The following is a 23,132-nucleotide window of genomic DNA, read 5'->3' on the forward strand; positions in this document are numbered from 1 at the left end:
CGGAAGTTCCTTTTACAATTGCTCGACAAATCCCACATGTGAGACGCAAGTTATGTATTTTTGAGATAGAAAGTAGGAGATTTTCATGTTTCATGTCGAAAAACAGTCTGGCGATCCATCAAAAGACTATCAATTGCTCGTTAAACAGGTAGCAGCCATTACAGATGGTGAGCCTGATCTAATTGCCAACCTAGCAAATGCGGCGGCGCTATTGTATCATTCACTCCCAGAGGTCAATTGGGCAGGGTTTTATTTGGCTAAAGGCGGCGAGCTTGTGCTCGGGCCGTTTAACGGACTGCCTGCATGTGTGCGTATCCCATCTGGAAAAGGCGTTTGCGGTACGGCATTTGCAACAGGTGAAGTCCAGCGTATCGCTGATGTGCACGCATTCCCTGGGCATATCGCATGTGATGCAGCATCACAATCTGAAATTGTCGTTCCGCTCAAGGTAAATGGAGAGATCATTGGGGTGCTCGACATTGACAGTCCCGTGAAAGACCGTTTCAGTGAAGTAGATGAAACCTACTTAATTCAATTTACCGAGGTACTCCAAAAGGCATTATCAGCCTCTACAAATGAGTAATCTTACAAAAAGCAGGCATATTGTCTGCTTTTTTATTTTCTTCGCAGACGCAAGGCACCGCCATTGCCTCTAAATAGGTTGACTTCTCCTATCCAGCGTCATATAATAGAGTTTGTGTGAAATATGGCAGCCTTTTTGTTCGGCTTTTTTGTATCATTTTGTTCCTTCTATATGAAGGTGCATCTTGTAACTCCCTGCTGCTGGAGCGAGGATGCATGAAAACATAATGACGGAAAAGACAAAGAACAGACGGTTTTTATTTTTCACAAATAAAAACAAATAAGGAGGAGTCACATTATGGCTCGCTATACAGGTCCAAGTTGGAAGATTTCCCGCCGTTTAGGCATTTCATTAAGCGGAACAGGTAAGGAACTTGAAAAACGCCCTTACGCTCCAGGCCCACATGGTCCAGGACAACGCAAAAAACTATCTGAATACGGTTTACAATTACAAGAGAAGCAAAAACTTCGTCACATGTACGGTGTCAACGAACGTCAATTCCGTACACTATTTGACAAAGCTGCTAAACTTCCTGGTAAACAAGGTGAAAACTTCATGATCCTTCTTGAAACTCGCCTTGACAACTTAGTATACCGTCTTGGCCTTGCTCGTACTCGTCGCCAAGCTCGTCAGCTAGTCAACCATGGTCACATCCTTGTTGATGGAAGCCGTGTAGACATCCCATCTTTCTCTGTGAAACCAGGTCAAACGATTGCTCTTCGTGAGAAATCTCAAAACCTTGCAGTTGTGAAAGAATCAGTTGAAGTTAACAGCTTCGTTCCTGAATACCTTACTTTCGATGCTGAAAAGCTTGAAGGAACTTTCACTCGTCTTCCAGAGCGTTCTGAATTAGCGCCTGAAATCAGCGAACAACTAATCGTTGAGTTCTACTCTCGTTAATTTCATGACTCTCCAAAGAGAGATCAAACAAACCCTAGATCCCTTGATTGTTCAAGGTGGTCTAGGGTTTTTTGTTTGCGATTCTCCTATGAACAAATCAATTTAAAACATATATAGAAAACAGACTATACACAAGACGAGCACCAGGCAAAACTTCTAAAAGCATTTCTACACATTTAAGTTAGTCTAATTTTTTAATAATAATAGAGGCATTCACGTTTGTTTGAGTCCCTCCTGCTAGGGTTTGAAGAGTAACTGCTGCTGCGGAAGTATGGTTTACAAGAGTAAGCGTGTCACCCGCTGCTAGAGCGAGGATTGCCTGACCGTTATTCTGTTGAGTACCAGCTCCTGACCCATAAACTGTGTTCGTCACAGGACCTCCATTTACAAATAGGGTAAATTGATTTGGCTCTACGCCAGAAACTGAAAAAGTAACCTCGTAGTTTCCTGGATTGGTGACTATAATTTGAGAAGTCCCAGGGGCATGTGTAATACCAGAAGTAATAATTCCAGTTGAGTCAAAAATCACCGGGGCCTCTAAAGCTACTGTTTCAGCACTTAGATTGTATACATATGCAAATTCAGCTAGCCCTGCTCCTGTGGCTCCCGTTGCTCCTGTGGCTCCTGTTACTCCCGCTGGACCGGTCGCTCCGGTATCTCCCGTGGCTCCTGTTACTCCCGTTGGACCAGTCGCTCCGGTATCTCCTGTGGCTCCTGTTACTCCCGCTGGACCGGTCGCTCCGGTATCTCCCGTGGCTCCTGTTACTCCCGCTGGACCGGTCGCTCCGGTATCTCCCGTGGCTCCTGTTACTCCCGTTGGACCAGTCGCTCCGATATCTCCCGTGGCTCCTGTGACCCCCGTTGGACCGATCGCTCCGGTATCTCCCGTGGCTCCTGTGACCCCCGTTGGACCGGTCGCTCCAGTATCTCCTGTGGCTCCTGTTACTCCCGTTGGACCAGTCGCTCCAGTATCTCCTGCGGCTCCTGTTACTCCCGTTGGACCGGTCGCTCCAGTATCTCCTGTGGCTCCTGTTACTCCCGTTGGACCGGTCGCTCCTGTAGCTCCTGCGGCGCCTGTTACTCCCGCTGGACCAGTCGCTCCGGTATCTCCCGTGGCCCCTGTTACTCCCGTTGGACCGATCGCTCCGGTATCTCCTGTGGCCCCTGTTACTCCCGTTGGACCGATCGCTCCGGTATCTCCCGTGGCCCCTGTTACTCCCGTTGGACCGATCGCTCCGGTATCTCCTGTGGCTCCTGTTACTCCCGTTGGACCAGTCGCTCCTGCGGCTCCCGCTGGACCGGTCGCTCCGGTATCTCCCGTGGCCCCTGTTACTCCCGTTGGACCGATCGCTCCGGTATCTCCTGTGGCTCCTGTTACTCCCGTTGGACCAGTTGCTCCTGCGGCTCCCGCTGGACCGGTCGCTCCGGTACCTCCTGTTACTCCCGTTGGACCGATCGCTCCTGAAGCTCCTTGAACCCCTCGTAATCCACGTGGTCCTCGTCGTCCTACAATTAATTTTGTATGACAGATGATGCAACAATTTGATTTTGATAGTTTCTGTTTACATTTAGGGCATTTTTTATACTTATCACAACCCATCAGTTATTCATCTCCTTTATCATTATTCATATGCCACATCTGTAAATAGGTGTGGATAAGTAAAACGTACAAAGAATAAAGATAAGCGTAGAATAAACACAAATTGCTAGATTATTCTAAAATTCTTTTGGTTTTGAAAATTTGATTGTATTTTGCGCTAAATTTGTCTATTGTTTTTTCATAAAAAGCTATTCAAAACCATATAATCTATCATGAAAAAAATCCCCTAGAATTCTAGAGGATTTTTTTGTTCCAAGGTTCTCTCAAGTATTATTAAGCGTATGACGGTATCTTTTATTTTACCATCCAATTACTAATCAATTGATCTGTTGTCATGACAGTCGCAAATTCATCATGCAGTGTGGCAAGTGAGAGCTGATGGATCGTTTCTGGGTCAAAATATGTACCGGTATGATCTGTTAGTCCAAAGGCGGCTGTCGCATCTGAGATGAGGTACGTATCAAAGCCAAGGTTTCCGCTCATTCTTGTGGTTGTGGATACGCAGTGCGGTGTTGTGAGCCCTGCAATCACGACCGTGTCAATATGGTTTGATCTTAACTGTTCCTCCAAGTTCGTACCAATGAAACTGCTGTTGACTTTCTTTTGGATCACCGTTTCTTCCTCTAACGGTCTGGCGATATCTTTGAACAGATGTCCTTCATTTGCCGGATGAAACACAGAGTCTGGATTGCCGGATGTATGCTGAATATGAATGACTGTCCAGCCTTTCTCTCTCCAAAACCTCAATAGGCGGCTGATATTCTCCTCTGCCTCTAGATTATTTCGTTCTCCCCATTTTTCATGCTCGAACGCCTTCTGTACATCGACAATGATCAAAGCCTTTTGACTCGTTTGCACAAACGCTCACCTCCGAATATTATTATCCACTACTTGTAGTGTAAGGAATGGTGATCCATTTGTACATGCTTTTACTGGTGTTTTACCTGTTTTTGCATCAAAAAGACAAACCACACACTAGTGATGATGTAATAGATACCGATAATTGATGTACAATTAGATAGCACCTCATCTATTGGAACTGATTTGACGAACTTCATCCAAATGAAATAGATGATGAGAAATGAGCATGGAAAATAGAGAAAGTATCCGAAGAAATAATGCTTGAGTTTTTGCGTCATCGTTTTTCCTCCCTTTTCAATATCTCTTTCATCTAGCAGTTGCCATATGTCAGATGACATCAAAAAAGACAGCGGCTTTCGCTGTCTTTTTTTGCTTTTTAATTCGTATTCTGTCCTCCGCCGTTCAGTCCTTCTTTAATATACCCTTTCACTTGGCTTGAGGTTAATAGACCGATATGACCAACGCCATGGATCAGGACGTTTTTTGCGCCAATTAAACGCGAGAGACTGTTGACAACAATCATATCGGCTGAGCTATAGACAGATGTGTAAAGAATTTTTTGATTTGGATCCGTGCCTGGTAGTGCTCTGCTTGAAACAAGTCCGTTTGCTCCACCAATTGTGACGACGTTTTCAATTTTATCACCGCCGTCTAGATTCTTAATATAATATAGCGTGTTCGCTCCGCCCATACTATGACCCACAATATCTACTTTTTTAGCACCCGTTGTGTCTAACACATCTTTGACGAATCTAGATAGACGCGGACCATTGTTGCGGTTATTCCCTGTTTTGTCTATGAAATCGATAGCAAATAATTTGTTACGATCCCAGCCTTGTGTGACCAAGTAACTTTTAATAGAAGCAAAGTTATAAGACGCACCGCCAATGCCATGTACCATCACAACCGGATTGTGCTCAGCCGCTTTGATCTCTTTCGGCTGGATGAAGGCCATTGAACCTATCACTAATGCAAGCGCAACAAGAATTTGCAAACTCTTTTTCTTAAAACAAATCACTTTCATTCCCCCTTATTCATCTTATTCGACTCTATTTTATACAAGAAAAATATGTCATAAAAGTGAACAAGGCACTGTTTGTTGCTCTATTTTATAGAAAATAATTACTGAAAAAGCACCTTTGACTTTCTAAGCGTCAATGCCAAAAGACTAGGCAATGTCTCTATGAGCAGTCTATTAGACTCTTAACTGAGCACCCTCCTCACATTTTGAATAAAAAAAGCAGCCGGTAATCTCAGCCGGCTGCACATCGTTTTTATTTGTAATTCACAAGGAAGTATTTCTTTTTCCCTCTTCTTAAGACGGTAAATTGGTTTTCAATTCTATCTTCAGCTGAAAGGACGTAGTCTTTATCGGTTTGTCTCTCTCCGTTGATGGAAACTGCACCATTTGTGATGTCTTCACGCGCTTGACGTTTTGATGGTGACAGCTTTGATTCCACAAGGATATCGACAAGTGTTAACTCTTCCGTGCTGCTTTTCTCCATTGATGGAACATCTTTAAAGCCTACTTTGACTTCTTCGGCTGAAAGAGATTTAATCTCGCCTTTGAATAGCGCATTTGAGATGTTGACCGCCTGTTCTAGTGATTCACGGCCATGTACAAGTGTCGTCACTTCCTCTGCTAGACGGCGCTGTGCTTCACGTTTTTCAGGTGCTGTTTGCACTTTTTCTTCGTACGATGCGATCTCTTCTTTTGATAAGAACGTAAAGTATTTTAAGTATTTCACGACGTCACGGTCATCTGTGTTGATCCAAAATTGGTAGAACTCATATGGAGATGTTTTTTCTTTATCTAACCAGATGGCGCCGCCTTCTGTTTTACCAAATTTCGTACCGTCTGCTTTCGTGACGAGCGGCATCGTTAAACCGAATGCTTTTGCCCCTTCTGCTTCAGACTTACGGATCAGTTCAAGTCCAGATGTGATATTTCCCCACTGGTCGCTTCCGCCAATTTGCAGCTTACAGTTTTCATTTCTGTAAAGATTTAAGAAGTCTAAAGATTGCAGGATGACGTAGCTAAACTCTGTGTACGAAATGCCTGTCTCAATCCGTGAGCTGACGATATCTTTTGCCAGCATGAAGTTCACACCGAAATTCTTTCCAATATCACGAAGGAACGTGATGACATTCATTTGGCTGATCCAGTCGTAGTTATTCACGATAACGGCTGGATTCTCGCCTGCTTCAAAATCAAGAAATTGAGAGAGCTGTCCTTTGATTTTATCTGACCACTGTTCGACGATTTCTGCTGGGTTTAGTGAACGTTCTGCTTTTTTGAAGCTAGGGTCGCCGATTAGCCCAGTTGCGCCGCCAACAAGAGCAATCGGATGATGGCCTGCTTCCTGGAATCTGCGTAATGTTAAAATTGGCAATAGGTGACCAATGTGTAAGCTGTCCGCTGTTGGGTCAAAACCGGAGTAAAGCTTGATTTTTTCTTCCGATAATAATTTTGTTAAACCTTCTTCATCTGTTTGCTGCTGAATTAATCCTCTGAACGATAACTCTTCCATCAATTGACTCATATCCAATTCTCCTTTTTTTACAATTCAACATAAAAAACGCCCCTTCGAATGAACGAAGGGACGATATATATCGCGGTACCACCCTGCTTAAAAGACAATAAATCACGCCTTTTCACTTACACTGATAACGGATAGATCCGTTCTTTCACTAATCAGGACAGCATACATGCTCCTTTTCGTAAAAGCGGTTCGTGAGGGTAATTCGAATATCTCTTTGTACTGACTCGCACCAGCCGTCAGCTCTCTTGGACAGGGAAAGATGATTCTACTGAATCTCAGTCAAAACCTTTACATATTCAACTAATGTCATTTTAAACATATTTTTGATATCAAGTCAACTGATGAAAAAATTAATCTTCCATTGTCGATAGGTCGCCAGCCGGTAAATTCAGCTCCCACGCCTTTAGCACACGTCTCATAATTTTTCCGCTTCGCGTCTTAGGCAGTTTGTCCTTAAACTCGATTTCTCTCGGTGCCGCATGTGCAGCGAGTCCTTTTTTCACAAACGTACGGATCTCTTCTTTCAGCTCATCTGTCGGCTCATATCCACTTCTAAGCGCAATGAATGCTTTAATAATTTCGCCGCGGACCGGATCTGGTTTTCCAATGACACCAGCCTCTGCAATGGCCGGATGTTCGACCAGTTTGCTTTCCACCTCAAAAGGACCAACCCGCTCTCCTGATGTCATGATCACATCATCGACACGTCCCTGGAACCAAAAGTATCCGTCTTCGTCCATATAAGCTGAATCTCCTGAAACATACCAATCTCCCGGCATAAAGTAAGATTCATATTTTTCAGGATTGTTCCAGATCGTATGCATCATAGACGGCCAGCCTTTTTTGATGGCGAGGTTGCCCATCCGATATGGCGGAAGTTCATTTCCGGCATTATCCACAATCGCAGCTTCTACGCCTGGAATCGGTTTCCCCATTGAACCTGGTTTAATGTCCATGCATGGATAATTACAAATCAGCTGTGCACCGGTTTCCGTCATCCACCAAGTATCATGAATTCGTTTGCCAAATACAGCGTCTCCCCAGCGGATGACTTCTGGATTAAGAGGCTCACCTACACTTAACACATGACGGAGCGATCTGAGATCATATTTTTGAATGAGGTCATCTCCTGCCCCCATTAGCATTCTAAAGGCGGTCGGTGCACTGTACCAAACGGTCACACCTAGTGATTCAATCGTTTCATACCACGTATCAGGGCTAAATCTGCCGCCTAAAATGACATTCGTCGCCCCATTTAACCACGGTGAAAAAATGCCGTACACTGTGCCTGTTACCCAGCCTGGGTCAGCTGTACACCAGTAGACATCGTCTTCTTTCAGATCAAGCACCCATTTACCAGTCTGATCCTGCTGCACCATTGCGCCATGGACATGCAGCACACCTTTTGGCGTACCTGTCGACCCTGACGTGTAATGAAGCAGAAAGCCGTCTTTTTCATCCATCCATTCGATTTCAAGGTCCTTCGCCGCCTGCGCAAAAGCCTCTTCATAATGGATTGTCCGAACGCCATCGACGTCTTCCTTTTCACCGCCGACAATGATGACAGATTCAAGTTTTGGAAGCTCTGCAAATGGAATTCGTTCAAGCAGATCCGGCGTTGTCACAATGACCTTCGCCTCGCTATTTTCTAAACGGTCTTTGACCGCACCTTCCATAAATGCCTCAAATAACGGGCCAACGATCGCACCAATTTTGACTGCGCCAAGCAGAAGAAAATAGAGCTCAGGTGATCTTGGCATAAAGATAAATACGCGATCCCCTTTTTGCACATGCGCATTTTCTCTGAATAGATTGCCCGCTTTATTTGTGTTGATTTTCATATCTCTGAACGTATACTTTTCATCCCGCTGTGAATCTCTGTAGTGAAGCGCCACCTTGTTCTTACGAAACGAGTCCGCATGTCTGTCAATCGCTTCATAGGCTGCATTTATGTTTCCTGTTTCATACCATGAGAAGTTTTTTCTTGCTTCTTCCCATGAAAATTCTTTGTATGCCTGCTCATAATCATTTAAATGATAGTCCCCTTTTACTGATGGTAGCGTTTCCACTTTCATCAAACAGTCCCCCTTTGCATACGTTTACAATGACTATTATAGTATAGATGACTTTTTTTCTCAATTTTTAAAAAACTTATAGTGAAACCGTTTTAATTCTTGCAAGTTTTAAGATAAAATAGAGACGACTCACTAGAATTTGAGGCGGTGGATACGTGGAGCATCCTAAAACTTATTATTCAAAAACCATTAAGCGAGAAACAGGTACCATCCTGATTGAAGGTCCGGTACCTGCATCAGAGCTTGCGAACTATACGTTTCATGAAGGCCTAACGGCATTTCGCACGCCAGAGGAACAGAAACAAGCACTTGTTGAAATAGCAGACCTTCCAGAAGGACGTATTATCATTGCAAGAGTGGATGAGCTTGTTGTCGGCTATGTCACGTATTTGTATCCTGATCCGCTTGAGCGCTGGTCAGAGGGCAACATGGACAATTTAATCGAGCTTGGCGCGATTGAGGTCGCTCCTCCATTTAGAGGCTGCTCACTTGGTAAGCATTTACTTGATGTGAGCATGATGGATGAGCAAATGGAGAATTATATCGTCATTACAACTGAATATTACTGGCATTGGGATTTAAAGGGGACAAAGAAAAACGTGTGGGAGTACCGCAAGATGATGGAGAAAATGATGAACGCAGGCGGTCTTGTTTGGTTTGCAACAGACGAGCCAGAGATCAGCTCACATCCAGCCAATTGTTTAATGGCCAGAATCGGGAAAAACGTGAGTCCTGATTCGATTGAGCGTTTCGATCGTCTTCGCTTCCATCAACGCTTTATGTATTAACGTTCAATTCGTTTTTTTGGCAAAGGGGATTGGTAAACAATGATGATTGAACAAATTATGGAGCGTGATGTGATCACGCTGCGAAAAACCGATACGATTGAAGAAGCCATAAAAAAAATGAGTGCACATCACATTCGGCATATTCCAATCGTATCTGATCAAGATTCTGTCATTGGGATGGTGACAGATCGAGATATTAAAAATGCCAGTCCAAGTATATTTGAAACAGAAAAAAGGAAGCTCTTTATTCAGCGGCCTGTTGAAGAGATCATGGTATTAGAGACGATTACTGCTCATCCGCTTGATTTCGTTGAAGAGATTTCTAGTGTCTTTTTTGAACACGGAATTGGCTGCCTTCCAGTGGTGAGACGCGGCAAGCTTGTAGGCATTATCACAAAGACTGATTTGCTTCGTACGTTTGTCAGACTGACAGGTGCAGATCAGCCTGGGTCACACTTAGAGGTTGAAGTGGACCAAATGACAGAAGGTCTTGCAGACATTACGACCATTTTAAAAGAGCAGCATATTCAAATGCTGAGTGTGCTTGTGTATCCGCATGCAAATGAATCGTCTAAAGTGCTCGTCTTCCGCCTTCAAACCATGCATGCAGATCATGTGACGAAGCTGATTCGTGCAAAAGGCTATAAGGTGCTGTGGCCTATGGAGCAGACGATCAAATGAAGGAAGCGACCTTTGTTTTTTCACCCTCTTTTCAAACGTACCAGTTTCACCAAGACCATCCCTTCAATCAGCTTCGTGTCTACTTAACATATGACCTGCTTCAAAAAATGAAGGCGTTAACAGATGATGAGATCGTCGCACCGCGTATGGCGACCCTCGAGGAATTAAAGCTCGTCCATACAGCCGATTATATTCAAGCTGTGCAGCGGGCTAGTCAAGGAAAGCTCTCTACAGCAGAGGGGGAACGCTACGGTCTTGGCACGGAGGATACACCGATGTTTGCAGGTATGCATGAGGCAGCTTCTCTCCTTGTTGGCGGGACACTCACAGCCGTTGACCAAGTAATGATGGGACACTCGCAGCATGCACTGAATCTTGGCGGTGGACTTCATCACGGGTTTAAAGGGCGTGCATCTGGCTTCTGTATTTATAATGACAGCTCAGTGGCGATTCAATATATTCAAAAGACATATGGTGCAAGAATTTTATATATTGATACGGATGCCCATCATGGAGATGGTGTACAATTCAGCTTCTATGACGACCCTGAGGTATGTACGGTCTCGATTCATGAAACGGGACGCTATTTGTTCCCTGGAACTGGACAAGTACAGGAAAGAGGTCATGATAAAGGCTATGGCTACGCCTACAATATTCCGCTTGATGCATTTACAGAAGACGAATCGTTCCTTGAAGCATACCGAACAGCAGTGACGGAAATTGCTGCTTTTTTTAAACCAGATGTGATTTTGACGCAAAACGGCGCAGACGCACACTACTATGATCCGTTAACCCATTTATCTGCCACCATGAAAATATATGAGGAAATTCCTAGACTTGCCCATGAATTAGCGCATCAATATTGTGATGGCAAATGGATCGCTGTCGGCGGAGGAGGATATGATATTTGGCGTGTCGTGCCAAGGGCGTGGAGCCGAATTTGGCTTGAAATGAAAGGTATTACACCGCCTAATGAACTGCCTCAGGACTGGGTTCAGGCTTGGCATAAACAATCTCCTGTCACCCTGCCATCCACATGGAGAGACCCTGACGATTTATATCCACCGATCCCAAGAAAAGCAGAAATCACAGAAAAAAATGCTCAAACTGTAGAAAAAGCACTGATGCCCGTTAGAAGAGAAAAGAAAAATGCATAAGAAAAGCAGGCATTCACTGATGTGTAAGCCTGCTTTTTCGTTTTATTTTGTTGATTGTCTTTCTTCAATTCTGTGTGGAAGTTCCACAATTTGGTCATCTACTTGTTCTTTGTTCATCAGCTTTGTCAGCAGTCTCATTGCGACAGCACCAATATCATACGTCGGCTGAACAACAGTTGTCAGCTGAGGACGCACCATGAGAGAAAGTCTCGTGTTATCAAAGCCAATCACTTCTAAATCATCAGGAATGGATACGCCTCTATCTTGTGCTCCATGAATGACACCTAGCGCCATTTCATCCGTAGCCGCAATAACAGCTGTCGGCTTGTCAGACTGCTCAAGCAAGTGAGCAAGTGATTCAATTCCAGAATCATACGAATAATCGCCTTCAGCGACGAGCGCATCGTCAAATGCGATGCCCGCTTCTTCGAGCGCACGCTTATAGCCTGCAAGCTTTCTCATAGAGTTAATCGGTTCTGACATTGGGCCAGATACGAAGGCAATTCGCTTATGTCCTTTTTCAACTAAAAGCTGAACTGAATCATAAATCGCTTGCTCGTAGTTGATGTTGACAGACGGTGTTTGAGCTTGCTCTTCAACAGATGCAGCAAGAACAATTGGCACAGGAGAGCGCTTAAATTCTTCAACAAGCACATCTGTGATATTTCCACCCATAAAGACAATCCCATCTACTTGTTTACCTAGCATTGTATTTAAAAGATGAAGCTCTTTATCGGTATTTTGATCTGAGTTGCTCAAAATGATGTTGTACTTATACATCGTGGCGATATCTTCAATTCCGCGAGCAAGCTCTGAATAGAAGATACTCGAAATATCAGGGATGATAACCCCAACCGTCGTTGTTTTTTTACTTGCAAGGCCTCGTGCCACAGCATTCGGGCGATAGCCAAGGCGATCAATCGCTTCAAGTACCTTTTTTCTTGTTGTTGGTTTTACATTCGGATTCCCATTCACTACGCGTGATACCGTTGCCATACTTACATTTGCTTCTCTTGCTACATCATATATTGTAACATTATTCACATAAATCACTCCTTCAAATACACTTCATATCTATAGCATTCACCAATTGGATAGAGACATGTCAGATACGAGGAAAATAATATCCTATTTGTCATTAAAACGATGAAAAGAGACACATAATTTTTCAATCTACATCAAAATGACATTCTTTTATGAAATTATACACGTTTTTTCACCATATGAAAACGTTCCCTTTCTTTTTATAACTAAATTAAACAAACTTTAATGAGCTTGTTACCTGTAAATTGAATCATATTTCATGAAAAATCGTCGAGAACGTCAGCTATGACAATGATCTTAGCAGATTCTATTGAATTTTAAAAATGAAAACATTGTGAACAAGCACTTTTAAAGCTTGCAATGTGCTCTTTTCCTTTCATTCCCAATATCCATCATGTTTTATCCATAGAAAAACCGCCGGGCAGTCATCCGGCGGCTTTCTATCTATGATTACGCGTGAATGTTAACAAGTGGTCTTAACGCATCTAACCATTTTTCGAATTGAGGAATGTCCATTTGCTGCGCTGAGTCAGATAGAGCAACAGATGGATCTGGATGCACTTCTGCCATGACACCGTCTGCTCCAATCGCAAGAGCTGCTTTCGCTGTTGGAAGGAGAAGATCTCTACGTCCAGTTGAGTGTGTCACATCAACAAAGACTGGTAAATGTGTTTCTTGTTTCAAGATTGGCACAGCAGAAATATCTAGTGTATTTCTTGTCGCTGTTTCATATGTGCGGATACCGCGCTCGCAAAGGATGATTTGGTCATTTCCTTGGGCGATGATGTATTCAGCTGCATTGATGAATTCTGAAATAGTCGCTGCAAGACCACGTTTTAAAAGAACTGGTTTCTTCACAGATCCGGCTGCTTTTAATAGCTCGAAGTTTTGCATGTTTCGTGCACCAATTTGGATGACATCGATATGCTCAATCGCTTCTTCAATATGAGCAGGATTGACGATTTCACTAATGACAGCAAGACCGTATTCATCCGCTACACGCTTTAGAATTTTAAGACCGTCTACACCAAGTCCTTGGAAATCGTATGGACTTGTGCGAGGTTTAAATGCACCTCCGCGAAGTAGTTTTAGTCCTTGCTGTTTCGCTGCTGCCGCCACTTCTGCAACTTGCTCGTAGCTTTCAACAGCACATGGTCCAACGATGAAGCGCTGTTTCCCATCACCGATCGCTTCTCCATTGATGTTCACGATTGTATTTTCCGATTTTTTCTTACGAGAAACAAGAAGTGCTTTGCTGTGGTCATCTTCTTGAAGCTCTAGGCCTGCTTTGAAAATCTCTTTGAAAATATGCTGAATTGTTGAGTTTTCGAATGGTCCATCATTTGCTTCAAGAATTTGGTTCAGCATTGTGCGCTCTCTGACAGGATCATAACGGTTGACACCTTGCGCTTCTTTCGCCTTTCCAATTTCTTTTACAATGCTTCCTCTTTCATTGATCAGTTTTAAGATTTGAAGATTTAGTTCATCTGCCTGCTGTCTCAATTGTTCTAGTTCATTGTTGCTCATTTTTGTCATCCTTTCCTCTGCCTGTTCTCGCTTTTTTTTTCATTCTCTCATGATAGGGTTTATTATAAACAAAGATTTCGGAATTGTCACGAAAATTTTCTTTATTACCCAAACGCTTTTAAGCGATAAAGTATTATGTGTAAGATTATAGCATAGTTTTGATTGAAGTAAACCTTTTTTATAAAAAAAACGTCAGCAGTTGCTGACGTTCAGATTGTTGACAAAGGGCTAAAATGATCTTTATTTTAGCCCTTTGTCTTCTTTTCAGCGTGATAGAAAACCTTTGCAGTCTAGGAAGGGCGAGCACAGGAGCGGAGCGAATTTGACATTCGTGAGCACCGGAGCACAGTCCTGACAAAGAATGCGAGGGTTTGTCTACACGCTGAAACGTCAGCAGTTGCTGACGTTTCTTTTACACATTATGTTCAAGCGCTTCTTTTGTAATGCTTGAGTGGGATGCATGCCATTTTACTTTTCCACCGCTAAAGACGAGTGCCTGGGGACTTTCGTGCTTTACCCCTGACTTTTCTGTCACATAGGATGAAAGCTCTCTTGTGTTTTGAATTTGCAAGAAATAAGTTGGCACGTCTTCATGTGCAGACGCAAATGCTTCAAACTCTTGAAAAGCCGCTTGACTGATCGGACATGTCAAACTGTGCTTAAAAAAGACAAAGGTCCCATCTTGATTCGTTAGTTGATCAAACTGTTCTTCTGTTTCAATGAGTTGTTTTGACATGATGTTCTCCTTCTTCACTCTGTGCAGTAAGAGTTAGCCTTTAGTCGATTGTTCTACTTTTTCTTTGACATCTTTAATGCCATCTTCAATTTCTGATTTCGCTTCTTGTGCTCGTACTTTGGCTTCATCCGCTACATCTGATGCTTCACTTGCTATGTCAGCTGCCGCATCTTCTGCTTCACTTTTCACATGATTAGCTTTTCCAGCTGCACGTTCTTTTATGTCTTTCACTTTGTCTAAAATTTGGTTTGACTGTTCTGCCACCATTTGAGACAATTCAGACGTTTTATCTTTCGCAATCGTCACATATTCAGTGCCTCTTTCTTTTGCATCTGTTGTGAGTCGATCTGTTTTTTCTTTTAAAACATTCGCTTGGGTGTTCAAATCATCGCGAAGCTCTTTCCCTGACTTCGGTGCTAAAAATAAAGCTGTTGTTGCACCCACAATTCCACCAATAAGTGTTCCGATCAAAAAGTCTTTGCTATTGATTCCGTCTTTGCTCATGATTATTCCTCCTATGCGAAAATGGTTTATTTTTGGTGTTTTCGTTGTTTCCATTTTTTATAAATTTCAAGTGCTGCGTTACTCCAGCTTACCACATCCGTGACTTTTTCTTGATTTCGTTCAACGGATGAAGAAACCGCACCAGCTGCCTGCTTTATGCTTGTATTAAATTGGTTGATCGAGCCGCCAATTCCCTGCACCGCATCCACAACTGTGTTGAGTTTTGCCGATTTGTCTTGAATATCTTCAGCAAGCTGATTCGTCTTATGTAGCAACTGTGCTGTCTCTGTGGTGATCCCCTGCATCTGACCTTCAAGACCTTCTAAAGTTGATGCGACATTCTTTAATGTCAGCTGTAAGGATTTTAATGTTTTGGACAAGTAGATGACAAGAATGAGGAAAGCAATTGCAATCAGTGCAACGCTTAGATATAGAATAATAATCATCTGATACCTCCTTTGCTGCGGGCATATTCAATTCATTACCCTCTCGTTGTATCATTCAAACATCGCGTAGAATGACCGATTGAATAATAATTCTACACTTATTCGCTGATTCCTGTCCACAGCGAACGAAAAAAAGCGGAAGATGTTGACACAATTAGCCGCTTTGTCACATTTTATTCAAAATAAAAAAAGTGCCGATCAAAACGGCACTTTTCGTTTAAGTATTTATACAGCGACTTTTTCATAAGCACGCAAATATTTTTGAATGTCTCCTGCTCCCATAAAGACCAGAATCCCATCTTTGTGCGCTTTCAGCACAGATGTATCTTCTTCTGCAATCAATTGGGCCTGCGGGATTTTTTCTCGTAAGTCTTCGATACTCAGCTTCCCGATGTTTTCACGGGCTGAACCGAAAATATCACATAGGTATACATAGTCCGCTTTTTTCAAACTGTCAGCAAATTCACTTAAGAATTGCTGTGTACGTGTGAAGGTATGCGGCTGGAAGACAGCGACAATCTCACGGTCTGGATACTTTTGGCGTGCTGCTTCAATTGTGACTTCAATCTCCGTTGGGTGATGGGCATAGTCGTCAATTAAAACCTGCTCACCGACTACTTTTTCATTAAAGCGGCGTTTGACTCCACCAAATGTCGTTAGTGCCCCTTTGATGAGCTCTACATCAATGGCTTCATAGTGACATAATGCAATCACAGCTAATGAATTAAGGACATTGTGATTTCCGTAGGCAGGAATGTAGAAGGTATCATAAAACGTATTACGTACAAATACATCAAATGTAGTGCCTTCCGTGTTCTTCACAACATTGCGTGCTTGGAAATCATTTTCTTCATTGAAACCGTAGTATACAACAGGTACCTTCGCTTGAATTTTAGGCAGATGCTCGTCATCACCGCAAGCGATAATGGCCTTTTTCACTTGTAGCGCCATGTTTTGAAACGCATCAAACACGTCGTCAATATCCGAGAAGTAATCAGGATGATCAAAATCAATATTGGTCATGATCGCATAGTCTGGATGATAGCTGAGGAAGTGTCTGCGGTATTCGCATGCTTCAAATACAAAATACTCGCTGTTTTCTTTCCCCATACCAGATCCATCACCGATTAAGTATGAAGTTGGTTTCGCTGATTGCATCACATGGGCAAGCAGTCCTGTTGTTGACGTTTTACCATGAGCACCAGTAATCGCAACGTTTGTGAATGTATCCATGTATTCTCCAAGGAATTTATGGTAACGAATGACAGGAATCCCTTCAGAAAGGGCGCGTTCAATCTCAGGGTGTGTATCAGGAAATGCATTACCTGCAATGACGGTCATCCCTGGCTGAATATTATCTGGGTCAAATGGAAGAATTTTAATATTTCGTTCTTCTAATGCTTTTTGTGTAAAGATATGTTTTTCGATATCCGATCCTTGGACAGTATACCCAGTATCATGAAGAATTTGGGCCAGTGGACTCATACCTGTCCCTTTTATTCCAACAAAATGATAAACAGTCATAATTGTACCTCCAACAAACGTCTATCTGACTTACAGTATATGACGCTCATTTCAATTTGCAACTTGTGATTTTCGCCTCTAGCGGCTCACAGATCGCAGCTCCAAATAAAGATTTTTTTCCGATCTTCCTATTCTAATCAATATTAACTATGATTAGTATCCGACAACTTTCCTATTTCTAACACCTGTTTTCGCTCATTTTACATAAAAAAGCGTTCTGACAGGCATGCGAAAAGCGTCCAATTCCAAAATTGCACCTATGTGCTATCATACCATGTTTATGAAAAAAATGAAGTGGTTTGTTTAGATCAGCTGTTCTAAGTCACTCAGTGTCATGAGGACTTCCCTTGGCTTACTGCCTTTTGCACCAGAGATCATGCCCTCGCGTTCCATCATGTCGATCAATCTGGCTGCACGATTGTAGCCAATTCTAAATCTTCTCTGCAAACTCGATGTACTAGCGCTATTCTGCTCAATGGCAAAACGGCAGGCATCCATAAACAATTCGTCTTCATCTGTAATCGCAGAGCCTTGGAGCATTAATTCCTCCTGTTCGAAAAGGAACACCGGCTTACGCTGTTTTCTAACATGTGCCACCACTTGATCGATCTCGCGGTCTGATACAAAGTTCCCTTGCAGCCTCGTCGGCTTGCCGGAGCCATTTTCTAAAAAAAGCATGTCTCCTTTTCCGAGAAGCTTTTCTGCACCTGCCATGTCGATGATCGTTCTAGAATCTACCTGACTTGAGACAGAGAATGCAATTCTTGTTGGAATATTGGCTTTAATCAGACCTGTGATGACATCAACAGAAGGTCTTTGTGTGGCAATCAATAAGTGAATGCCGCACGCTCTTGCTTTTTGCGCGATTCGGCAAATGCTTTCTTCGACTTCATTTGGTGCGACCATCATTAAATCAGCAAGCTCATCGATCACCACGACAAGATAAGGTAGTTTTTCACCCATTTGTTTTTCTTTGACAAGCTCATTGAATCGTTTGATTTCTCTCACACCAGAGTGCGCAAACAGCTCGTAGCGTCTTTCCATTTCATCCACTACCCATTTCAGAGCAGCTGTCGCTGTCTTGGCATCGGTGATGACAGGACTCACGAGATGCGGAATATGATTATACGGCGCTAATTCGACCATTTTAGGGTCGATTAACAGCATTTTCACTTCATCTGGTGATGCTTTAAACATTAAGCTCACTAAAATGGTATTGATGCAGACACTTTTTCCTGAACCTGTTGCTCCAGCAATTAAGCCATGCGGCATTTTTTGCAAATCAACGACAACTGGCTGTCCTGAGATATCTAATCCGAGTGCTGCTGTTAAAGGAGATGGATTGTCTCTAAACGCACTGCTTCTGATCATCTCTCGTAAGAAAACCATTTTACTGTGAAGGTTCGGCACTTCGATCCCGATCGTGTTCTTTCCTGGTATCGGTGCTTCAATTCGAATATCCTTTGCGGACAAACTGAGTTTAATATCATCTGACAGGTTCGTGATTTTGTTCACTTTGACCCCTGGTTCTGGATGTACTTCAAACCTTGTCACAGAAGGACCTTGTGTGACATGAACCACACTTGCTCTGACATTGAAGTTTTTCAGCGTGGCATTGAGTAGCTCTGCTCGCTCTTTCACCCATGTCCCGTCCTCTTCTTTTTGAGCTGGAGGTACGTCTAAAAGGGCGAGGCTTGGAAACACATATCCTTGGGCACCTGCTGCTTTCTTTTGTCCTTGCACGCGCTGATCACTTTTTAACATCATGACGTTAAAAGGAACCGTTGAGGTTTGTCCACTTGCACGTTGTGGCTGAGGAGATGCCTGTTTCGGTTTTTCTTCGATCACTTCATGCACTTGTTCTTGCTTTTCTTGCTGCTCTATGACAGGTTCTATTCGTTCAGTAGCGGTCTGTTCGTCTGTTACTTGTTCTATTGGCATCACTTGATCTTCTACTATTTCCGCTTCTTCTATCGATTGCTCTTCTTGCAGATCAAGCTCGGCAACTGGCTCTGTTTCTTCTAATGCTGCCGCCGCTGGCTCTTCTTCTTGATGGTCTTCTAAGGAATCAGCTTCTATTTCCTCGACTGGTTCTGCTGAGATGACGTCTAGTACCTCTACTTCTTCTGCCGGCATGTCTACTTCCATTTCAATTGCGAAATGCGTGTCTTCCGCTGTTTCGAATGTCAACGGTTCTATTTCCTTCGTATGATCTACAAGCTGTTCTACCGGCTCGTCCTGTATTTCTTCGTTTTCACTGGAAACATCCTGTACAGGTACAGGCTCAGACTCTACCGGCGGCTTGTGATATACTTCGGCTTGCTGATGATGTAAGTCAGCTTCAATATGGTCTTGAGGCTCAGAAAAGGCTGGCTCTTTTTCCTCTGTTTGAATGAAAGGCTCGTCATTTAAACGCTCCATCGTTGATTGAACGTGATCGTGATAAGCGAGCTCCTCTTGCAAAGTAAGCGGGGTCACGTCTGTTTGCATGTCCACTCTTTCTTCTGCTGGCGCTGAAACTGTTTCTTCCATACGATTTTCTTTCCGTATTGATGGAATGTTCATTTGCTGTCTGACATTTCGTTCACGCTCTGCCTCTTCTGATAACAGGGTGACGCGCTGCGCTGTTTCTGCTGCTTTCATTTGAACAGAAGATGATTCTTCTTTCGACTCTGTTCGTTTCGGACGCATATCCTGATGATAGCCATAGATCGGTGATGGAATTTGCTCTGGTTTGAATGGCTTTTTATGAATGTCAGGCTGAACCGTTTGTTTTGACTCATAGGTCTTCTGCTTAGCCTTTGGCTGGCCTTGCTTCGGGCGTCTTCTTTCCTGCTTTACTCCGTCACGCTGAGGTTCATCTGGAACGAGCGGAAAGCGGAAGTTGCCTGTCGGATATTCATAATAGACTTTTGTATCTTCAATTTTTTTATATTCTTTATGCTGTTCAAAAACTGGCTGCTTTGGTGCAACTGGACCTTCCTCAGGTCTCACAGCTTTTTCTTCTTTCTTTTCTTCTCCTAAAAATACACTAAAAAATTTATCTAACCAACTCATCATTTATCACTCACTTTAACTCCCCTTACGTTTTCTTGGGCGATTTTTAGTATACCATTGCTTTTTCATGCAGAAAAGCGAGAAAAGTGCCGCTCTTTGCTATTTGTGCTGTCTGTAGATGAAAAAAAGTCACTAAGTACGTACTTAGTGACTTTTGGTATAACACAATCTTCGCTCTGATGTGCCCGTTTATGGGAGGTTATGCTTGAAAGGCTTTGCCAGCTTGATGGCTTCCTTCTAGAACAAGAATCCCTTTTTCAGCAGGCGCGTCTGGAAGATCTAGTTCTTTTGCTGAACAAATCATTCCGCTTGATGGAACACCTCTTAGCTCAGCATCTTTGATGATTAAACCGCTTGGCATCACCGCCCCAACCTTCGCAACCACGACATATTGCCCTTGATCAACGTTCGGTGCACCGCACACGATTTGTAATGTTTCATCGCCAACATCCACTTGGCAAATGTTTAATTTATCTGCATTCGGATGCTTTTCTTTTTCCTTTACATAACCGACAACAAATTTTGGTGATAGATCAACAGTCAACGTTTCACTGACACCGTTGCGGTTTAAAATTTCGTTCATATCTTGAACAAGTGTTTCAGAAAGCGGTACAGATCCGTTTTCTTCAATTTTCAAGTAAGTGGATGCGTTGAAGATATTAAAGCCTGTTGTTTCTTTTGTTTCTTGATTGAAGATTCTTACGACATCTCCAAACGTCTCATGACCTACTTCTTCTCTCGTCACATCTTTCAATGAGATAAGGAGTGTGTCGCCTACACCTTCTGCATTATAAAAAACGTTCATTCTTCAAAATTCCCTTCTACTGCTGTTTTGGTCTGCTTTTAGCAAGAATAAAAATCGGTTCAAGCTTGCCTTCATCATATAAAAATGACAGTGCGGTAATCGGAACCGTGCCGCTGGCGAAGAAGCTCATCGACATCTGTCCTAAAATATCATAGCCTGATTCATTGCGAACATCTGCAATGATGAATACATCTTGATGGGGGACAGAGATGGCCATCTGTCCTTCTATTTTTTGAGCGTATTCTTGTAAAATCGATTCATTTAAAAGTCTGCTGGCATCATATCCGTCATTCGCACGGAAGAAATAAAACCGGTTGCCTGCCACTTCATCCATTTTCACTACAGTTTCAAGTGAGCGGACATTGAAGCTTGCAGTTTCCCTGATTCGTTCTTTTGTCCAGTTTTCCTTTTGAAGCATCTTTTCATCAATTAATCTGTAGGTGCTTCCAAGGTCAAGTGCATAGTAGATTCTCGTTTCAGCTGTATGCTCATCAAAAACAAGCGGAATCTCGTCACTTGATGTCTCAGGAAAGGAAGTGGATCGAATGACCGGATAAATTTGCTTTTCTTTTCCTGAGATGTGCTGCGCTTCGCCTTTCATAGCACTTAGCGCCTCTTTCACATAATAAACGATCTCATCCAATGTTTCATCAGGCTTTACTTCCCACTTTGCAATGATTGGCGGGAGCTCTAGTGTGATCCCTTTGCCTGTTTGTTTATCTTCAATACGAAGCGTATCTTTTTCTCGGTCAAACTGGTGTGACCAGCTGTCATTTGTCAGACGGCTTTTGAGTTCGTTCGCAAGCTGTCTTGATGTCATTTTTGCCATGATTTAGACTCTCCTTTCATTATTTAGAAAGAGAATCTGTTAAAAATGCTTCAATCTCTTCCTTCGTTTTACGATCCTTGCTGACAAAGCGGTTAATCTCTTGCCCATTTTTAAATACTAAAAAGCTTGGAATGCCGTAAATTTCCCACTCTGCGCAAGTGTCAATAAATTGATCTCTATCCACATAGAAGTACTCAAATTCTGGGTAGTTTGCTTCAAGCTCTGGCAAGAATGGTTCGATAAAGGTGCAGTCCGGGCACCAGTCCGCTGAAAATAGCAATACTGTTAAGTCTTCTTGAATTACTTTTTGTAATTCTTCGTTAGATTCAATTTTTTTCATGTTTCATTCCTCCAGTTTGTATGGTTAAATCTCCGAATTGTATATAGCCTTTCTTTCTCATCCATTCTGATACTACCAAACTAATCACTGCCGGGCCAACGATATGCAAAAGAGCAATCGCCAGAAAAACGGATGGATGAAATCCCATAACGGTCAGTGTCATGAGCTGTCCAACAAGGCCACTCGTTCCCATTCCTGCCCCTGCCGCATTATTGACCATCCCAAAGCCAATAATACCAATTGGCGCGAGAATGAGGCCCGCTATCGTCGGCGGAATAAGGATAAGGGGATTTTTCACAATGTTCGGCAGCTGCAATTTTGACGTGCCAATACCGACAGCGGCAAGTCCGCCAAAACGATTTTCTCTAAAGCCTGCAGCGGCAAAACCGACCATTTGAGCGCAGCAGCCAATCGTTGCAGCACCAGCAGCTGTTCCGCTTAAGTCAAGCATGAGCGCAAGCGCAGCACTTGAAATCGGTGAGCTGAGAGCAAGTCCAACAATGGTTGCTACTAGCATGCCCATGATGAGCGGACTTTGGTCAGTCCCCCACATAATGAGCCTGCCAAGCCCTGTCATCATGGCTTCAATCCCAGGACCGATCAAAGCGGCGGTGGCAAAACCAGTGATGATAGTAACAAGCGGTGTCAAAATGATATCAATTTTTGTCTCACCACTGACCAGTTTGCCGAGTTCTACACCAATTAATGCTGCGACAAAGCTTCCAGCAGGTCCACCAAGCTCTGCTCCTGCAGCGCCTGAGACAACACTTGCAAAAATGATCAATGGAGATGCCTGTAACCGGTATGCAACGGCTACACCAATCGCTGGTCCCATGAGCCCCATGGCGAGTGTTCCCATTTTGATGATGAGCGGAAGTGATAACAGACCGCCTGCTGTTTTTAAAATCAGACCTACTACTAATGTAGCAAATAGACCTAAAGCCATATAAGAGAGTGCATCAATGAAGTACACTTTTGGCGAAAGGGAGATTCCCTTTCTTTTCAAATAAGTCATCAACGTCGTCTTCCTGCTTTCTCATAGGAAAGACGAAGAGGCCTGTCCTTCCCATTATATGTAGTATTCTTACGATGAAAAATAATCTCTACCATGAATATCATAATCATATTTTTT

Annotated in this window: 22 protein-coding genes and 1 other annotated feature; of the genes, 5 read left to right on the forward strand and 17 right to left on the reverse strand. The window is 43.1% G+C overall.

Features of this window, described 5'->3' with window-relative positions; translation table 11 throughout:
• The first annotated feature begins 85 nt into the window (after nucleotides 1-85).
• Nucleotides 86-583: a GAF domain-containing protein gene (locus MKZ05_RS13305; protein WP_335355728.1), complete on the forward strand. Its 498-nt coding sequence runs from the start codon at nucleotides 86-88 to the stop codon at nucleotides 581-583.
• 297 nt (nucleotides 584-880) lie between these two features.
• Nucleotides 881-1,483 carry a 30S ribosomal protein S4 gene (rpsD, locus tag MKZ05_RS13310; RefSeq protein WP_012010904.1) on the forward strand — a complete coding sequence of 201 codons (603 nt, stop codon included), beginning with the start codon at nucleotides 881-883 and terminating at the stop codon, nucleotides 1,481-1,483.
• Between the two features lie 181 nt (nucleotides 1,484-1,664).
• Here the strand turns inward: rpsD and MKZ05_RS13315 are convergent, their stop codons facing one another.
• The 6 genes from MKZ05_RS13315 to acsA all read right to left on the reverse strand — a co-directional run bounded on the left by MKZ05_RS13315 (nucleotide 1,665) and on the right by acsA (nucleotide 8,562).
• Nucleotides 1,665-3,083 carry a collagen-like protein gene (locus tag MKZ05_RS13315; RefSeq protein WP_339160341.1) on the reverse strand — a complete coding sequence of 473 codons (1,419 nt, stop codon included), beginning with the start codon at nucleotides 3,081-3,083 and terminating at the stop codon, nucleotides 1,665-1,667.
• Between the two features lie 294 nt (nucleotides 3,084-3,377).
• A complete protein-coding gene (locus MKZ05_RS13320) occupies nucleotides 3,378-3,941 on the reverse strand; it encodes a cysteine hydrolase family protein (RefSeq protein WP_050943556.1) in 564 nt (187 codons plus the stop codon).
• A 71-nt stretch (nucleotides 3,942-4,012) separates the two neighbouring features.
• Entirely contained in the window at nucleotides 4,013-4,222 is a 210-nt protein-coding gene (locus MKZ05_RS13325) for a hypothetical protein (protein WP_106029022.1), read from the reverse strand.
• Nucleotides 4,223-4,320: 98 nt separating this feature from the next.
• Nucleotides 4,321-4,968 carry a triacylglycerol lipase gene (locus tag MKZ05_RS13330; RefSeq protein ID WP_339160342.1) on the reverse strand — a complete coding sequence of 216 codons (648 nt, stop codon included), beginning with the start codon at nucleotides 4,966-4,968 and terminating at the stop codon, nucleotides 4,321-4,323.
• A 250-nt stretch (nucleotides 4,969-5,218) separates the two neighbouring features.
• Nucleotides 5,219-6,487 carry a tyrosine--tRNA ligase gene (tyrS, locus tag MKZ05_RS13335; protein ID WP_050943554.1) on the reverse strand — a complete coding sequence of 423 codons (1,269 nt, stop codon included), beginning with the start codon at nucleotides 6,485-6,487 and terminating at the stop codon, nucleotides 5,219-5,221.
• A gap of 53 nt (nucleotides 6,488-6,540) precedes the next feature.
• Nucleotides 6,541-6,779 (reverse strand) — a binding site (T-box leader).
• A gap of 58 nt (nucleotides 6,780-6,837) precedes the next feature.
• On the reverse strand, nucleotides 6,838-8,562 hold the full coding sequence (acsA, locus tag MKZ05_RS13340) for an acetate--CoA ligase (protein WP_310024139.1): 1,725 nt from the start codon (nucleotides 8,560-8,562) through the stop codon (nucleotides 6,838-6,840).
• 155 nt (nucleotides 8,563-8,717) lie between these two features.
• Between acsA and MKZ05_RS13345 the strand changes: the two genes are divergently transcribed.
• From MKZ05_RS13345 to MKZ05_RS13355, 3 genes are read left to right on the forward strand one after another with little or no spacing between them, the layout of a single operon-like run.
• Entirely contained in the window at nucleotides 8,718-9,350 is a 633-nt protein-coding gene (locus MKZ05_RS13345) for a GNAT family N-acetyltransferase (protein ID WP_003217598.1), read from the forward strand.
• A gap of 39 nt (nucleotides 9,351-9,389) precedes the next feature.
• Nucleotides 9,390-10,031: a CBS and ACT domain-containing protein gene (locus tag MKZ05_RS13350; RefSeq protein WP_003217690.1), complete on the forward strand. Its 642-nt coding sequence runs from the start codon at nucleotides 9,390-9,392 to the stop codon at nucleotides 10,029-10,031.
• The gene (locus MKZ05_RS13355) at nucleotides 10,028-11,188 is read left to right on the forward strand and encodes an acetoin utilization protein AcuC (protein WP_003217659.1); all 1,161 of its coding nucleotides are present in this window, start codon (nucleotides 10,028-10,030) and stop codon (nucleotides 11,186-11,188) included. The genes MKZ05_RS13350 and MKZ05_RS13355 overlap by 4 nt, the downstream gene beginning before the upstream one ends.
• Before the next feature lie 42 nt (nucleotides 11,189-11,230).
• Here the strand turns inward: MKZ05_RS13355 and ccpA are convergent, their stop codons facing one another.
• The 11 genes from ccpA to MKZ05_RS13410 form a co-directional block, all read right to left on the reverse strand.
• Nucleotides 11,231-12,232, reverse strand: coding sequence for a catabolite control protein A (ccpA, locus tag MKZ05_RS13360; protein ID WP_003217727.1), 1,002 nt, complete (start codon nucleotides 12,230-12,232; stop codon nucleotides 11,231-11,233).
• A 450-nt stretch (nucleotides 12,233-12,682) separates the two neighbouring features.
• Nucleotides 12,683-13,759: a bifunctional 3-deoxy-7-phosphoheptulonate synthase/chorismate mutase gene (locus tag MKZ05_RS13365; protein WP_003217626.1), complete on the reverse strand. Its 1,077-nt coding sequence runs from the start codon at nucleotides 13,757-13,759 to the stop codon at nucleotides 12,683-12,685.
• Nucleotides 13,760-14,171: 412 nt separating this feature from the next.
• Entirely contained in the window at nucleotides 14,172-14,495 is a 324-nt protein-coding gene (gene ytxJ / locus MKZ05_RS13370; RefSeq protein ID WP_003217729.1) for a bacillithiol system redox-active protein YtxJ, read from the reverse strand.
• 33 nt (nucleotides 14,496-14,528) lie between these two features.
• Nucleotides 14,529-14,999 (reverse strand): YtxH domain-containing protein, encoded by a 471-nt coding sequence (locus MKZ05_RS13375; RefSeq protein ID WP_003217681.1) that lies wholly within the window; start codon nucleotides 14,997-14,999, stop codon nucleotides 14,529-14,531.
• Between the two features lie 26 nt (nucleotides 15,000-15,025).
• Nucleotides 15,026-15,445: a DUF948 domain-containing protein gene (locus MKZ05_RS13380; RefSeq protein ID WP_024424855.1), complete on the reverse strand. Its 420-nt coding sequence runs from the start codon at nucleotides 15,443-15,445 to the stop codon at nucleotides 15,026-15,028.
• A 225-nt stretch (nucleotides 15,446-15,670) separates the two neighbouring features.
• The gene (gene murC, locus MKZ05_RS13385; protein WP_003217748.1) at nucleotides 15,671-16,969 is read right to left on the reverse strand and encodes a UDP-N-acetylmuramate--L-alanine ligase; all 1,299 of its coding nucleotides are present in this window, start codon (nucleotides 16,967-16,969) and stop codon (nucleotides 15,671-15,673) included.
• Between the two features lie 303 nt (nucleotides 16,970-17,272).
• Nucleotides 17,273-20,029 (reverse strand): DNA translocase FtsK, encoded by a 2,757-nt coding sequence (locus MKZ05_RS13390; RefSeq protein ID WP_339160346.1) that lies wholly within the window; start codon nucleotides 20,027-20,029, stop codon nucleotides 17,273-17,275.
• A 196-nt stretch (nucleotides 20,030-20,225) separates the two neighbouring features.
• Nucleotides 20,226-20,831, reverse strand: a complete 606-nt coding sequence (ytpR, locus tag MKZ05_RS13395) for a YtpR family tRNA-binding protein (protein WP_339160347.1) — start codon at nucleotides 20,829-20,831, stop codon at nucleotides 20,226-20,228.
• 16 nt (nucleotides 20,832-20,847) lie between these two features.
• Nucleotides 20,848-21,660, reverse strand: a complete 813-nt coding sequence (locus MKZ05_RS13400) for a DUF1444 domain-containing protein (RefSeq protein ID WP_044142203.1) — start codon at nucleotides 21,658-21,660, stop codon at nucleotides 20,848-20,850.
• 19 nt (nucleotides 21,661-21,679) lie between these two features.
• Nucleotides 21,680-22,000, reverse strand: a complete 321-nt coding sequence (locus MKZ05_RS13405) for a thioredoxin family protein (protein WP_003217665.1) — start codon at nucleotides 21,998-22,000, stop codon at nucleotides 21,680-21,682.
• Complete coding sequence (locus tag MKZ05_RS13410; RefSeq protein ID WP_050943550.1) at nucleotides 21,987-23,015, reverse strand: PTS sugar transporter subunit IIC; 1,029 nt, start codon at nucleotides 23,013-23,015, stop codon at nucleotides 21,987-21,989. The genes MKZ05_RS13405 and MKZ05_RS13410 overlap by 14 nt, the downstream gene beginning before the upstream one ends.
• Between the last annotated feature and the right edge of the window lie 117 nt (nucleotides 23,016-23,132).

It is taken from the genome of Bacillus sp. FSL M8-0277 (assembly GCF_037975305.1).
In the GTDB taxonomy this organism is placed as follows: domain Bacteria; phylum Bacillota; class Bacilli; order Bacillales; family Bacillaceae; genus Bacillus; species Bacillus pumilus.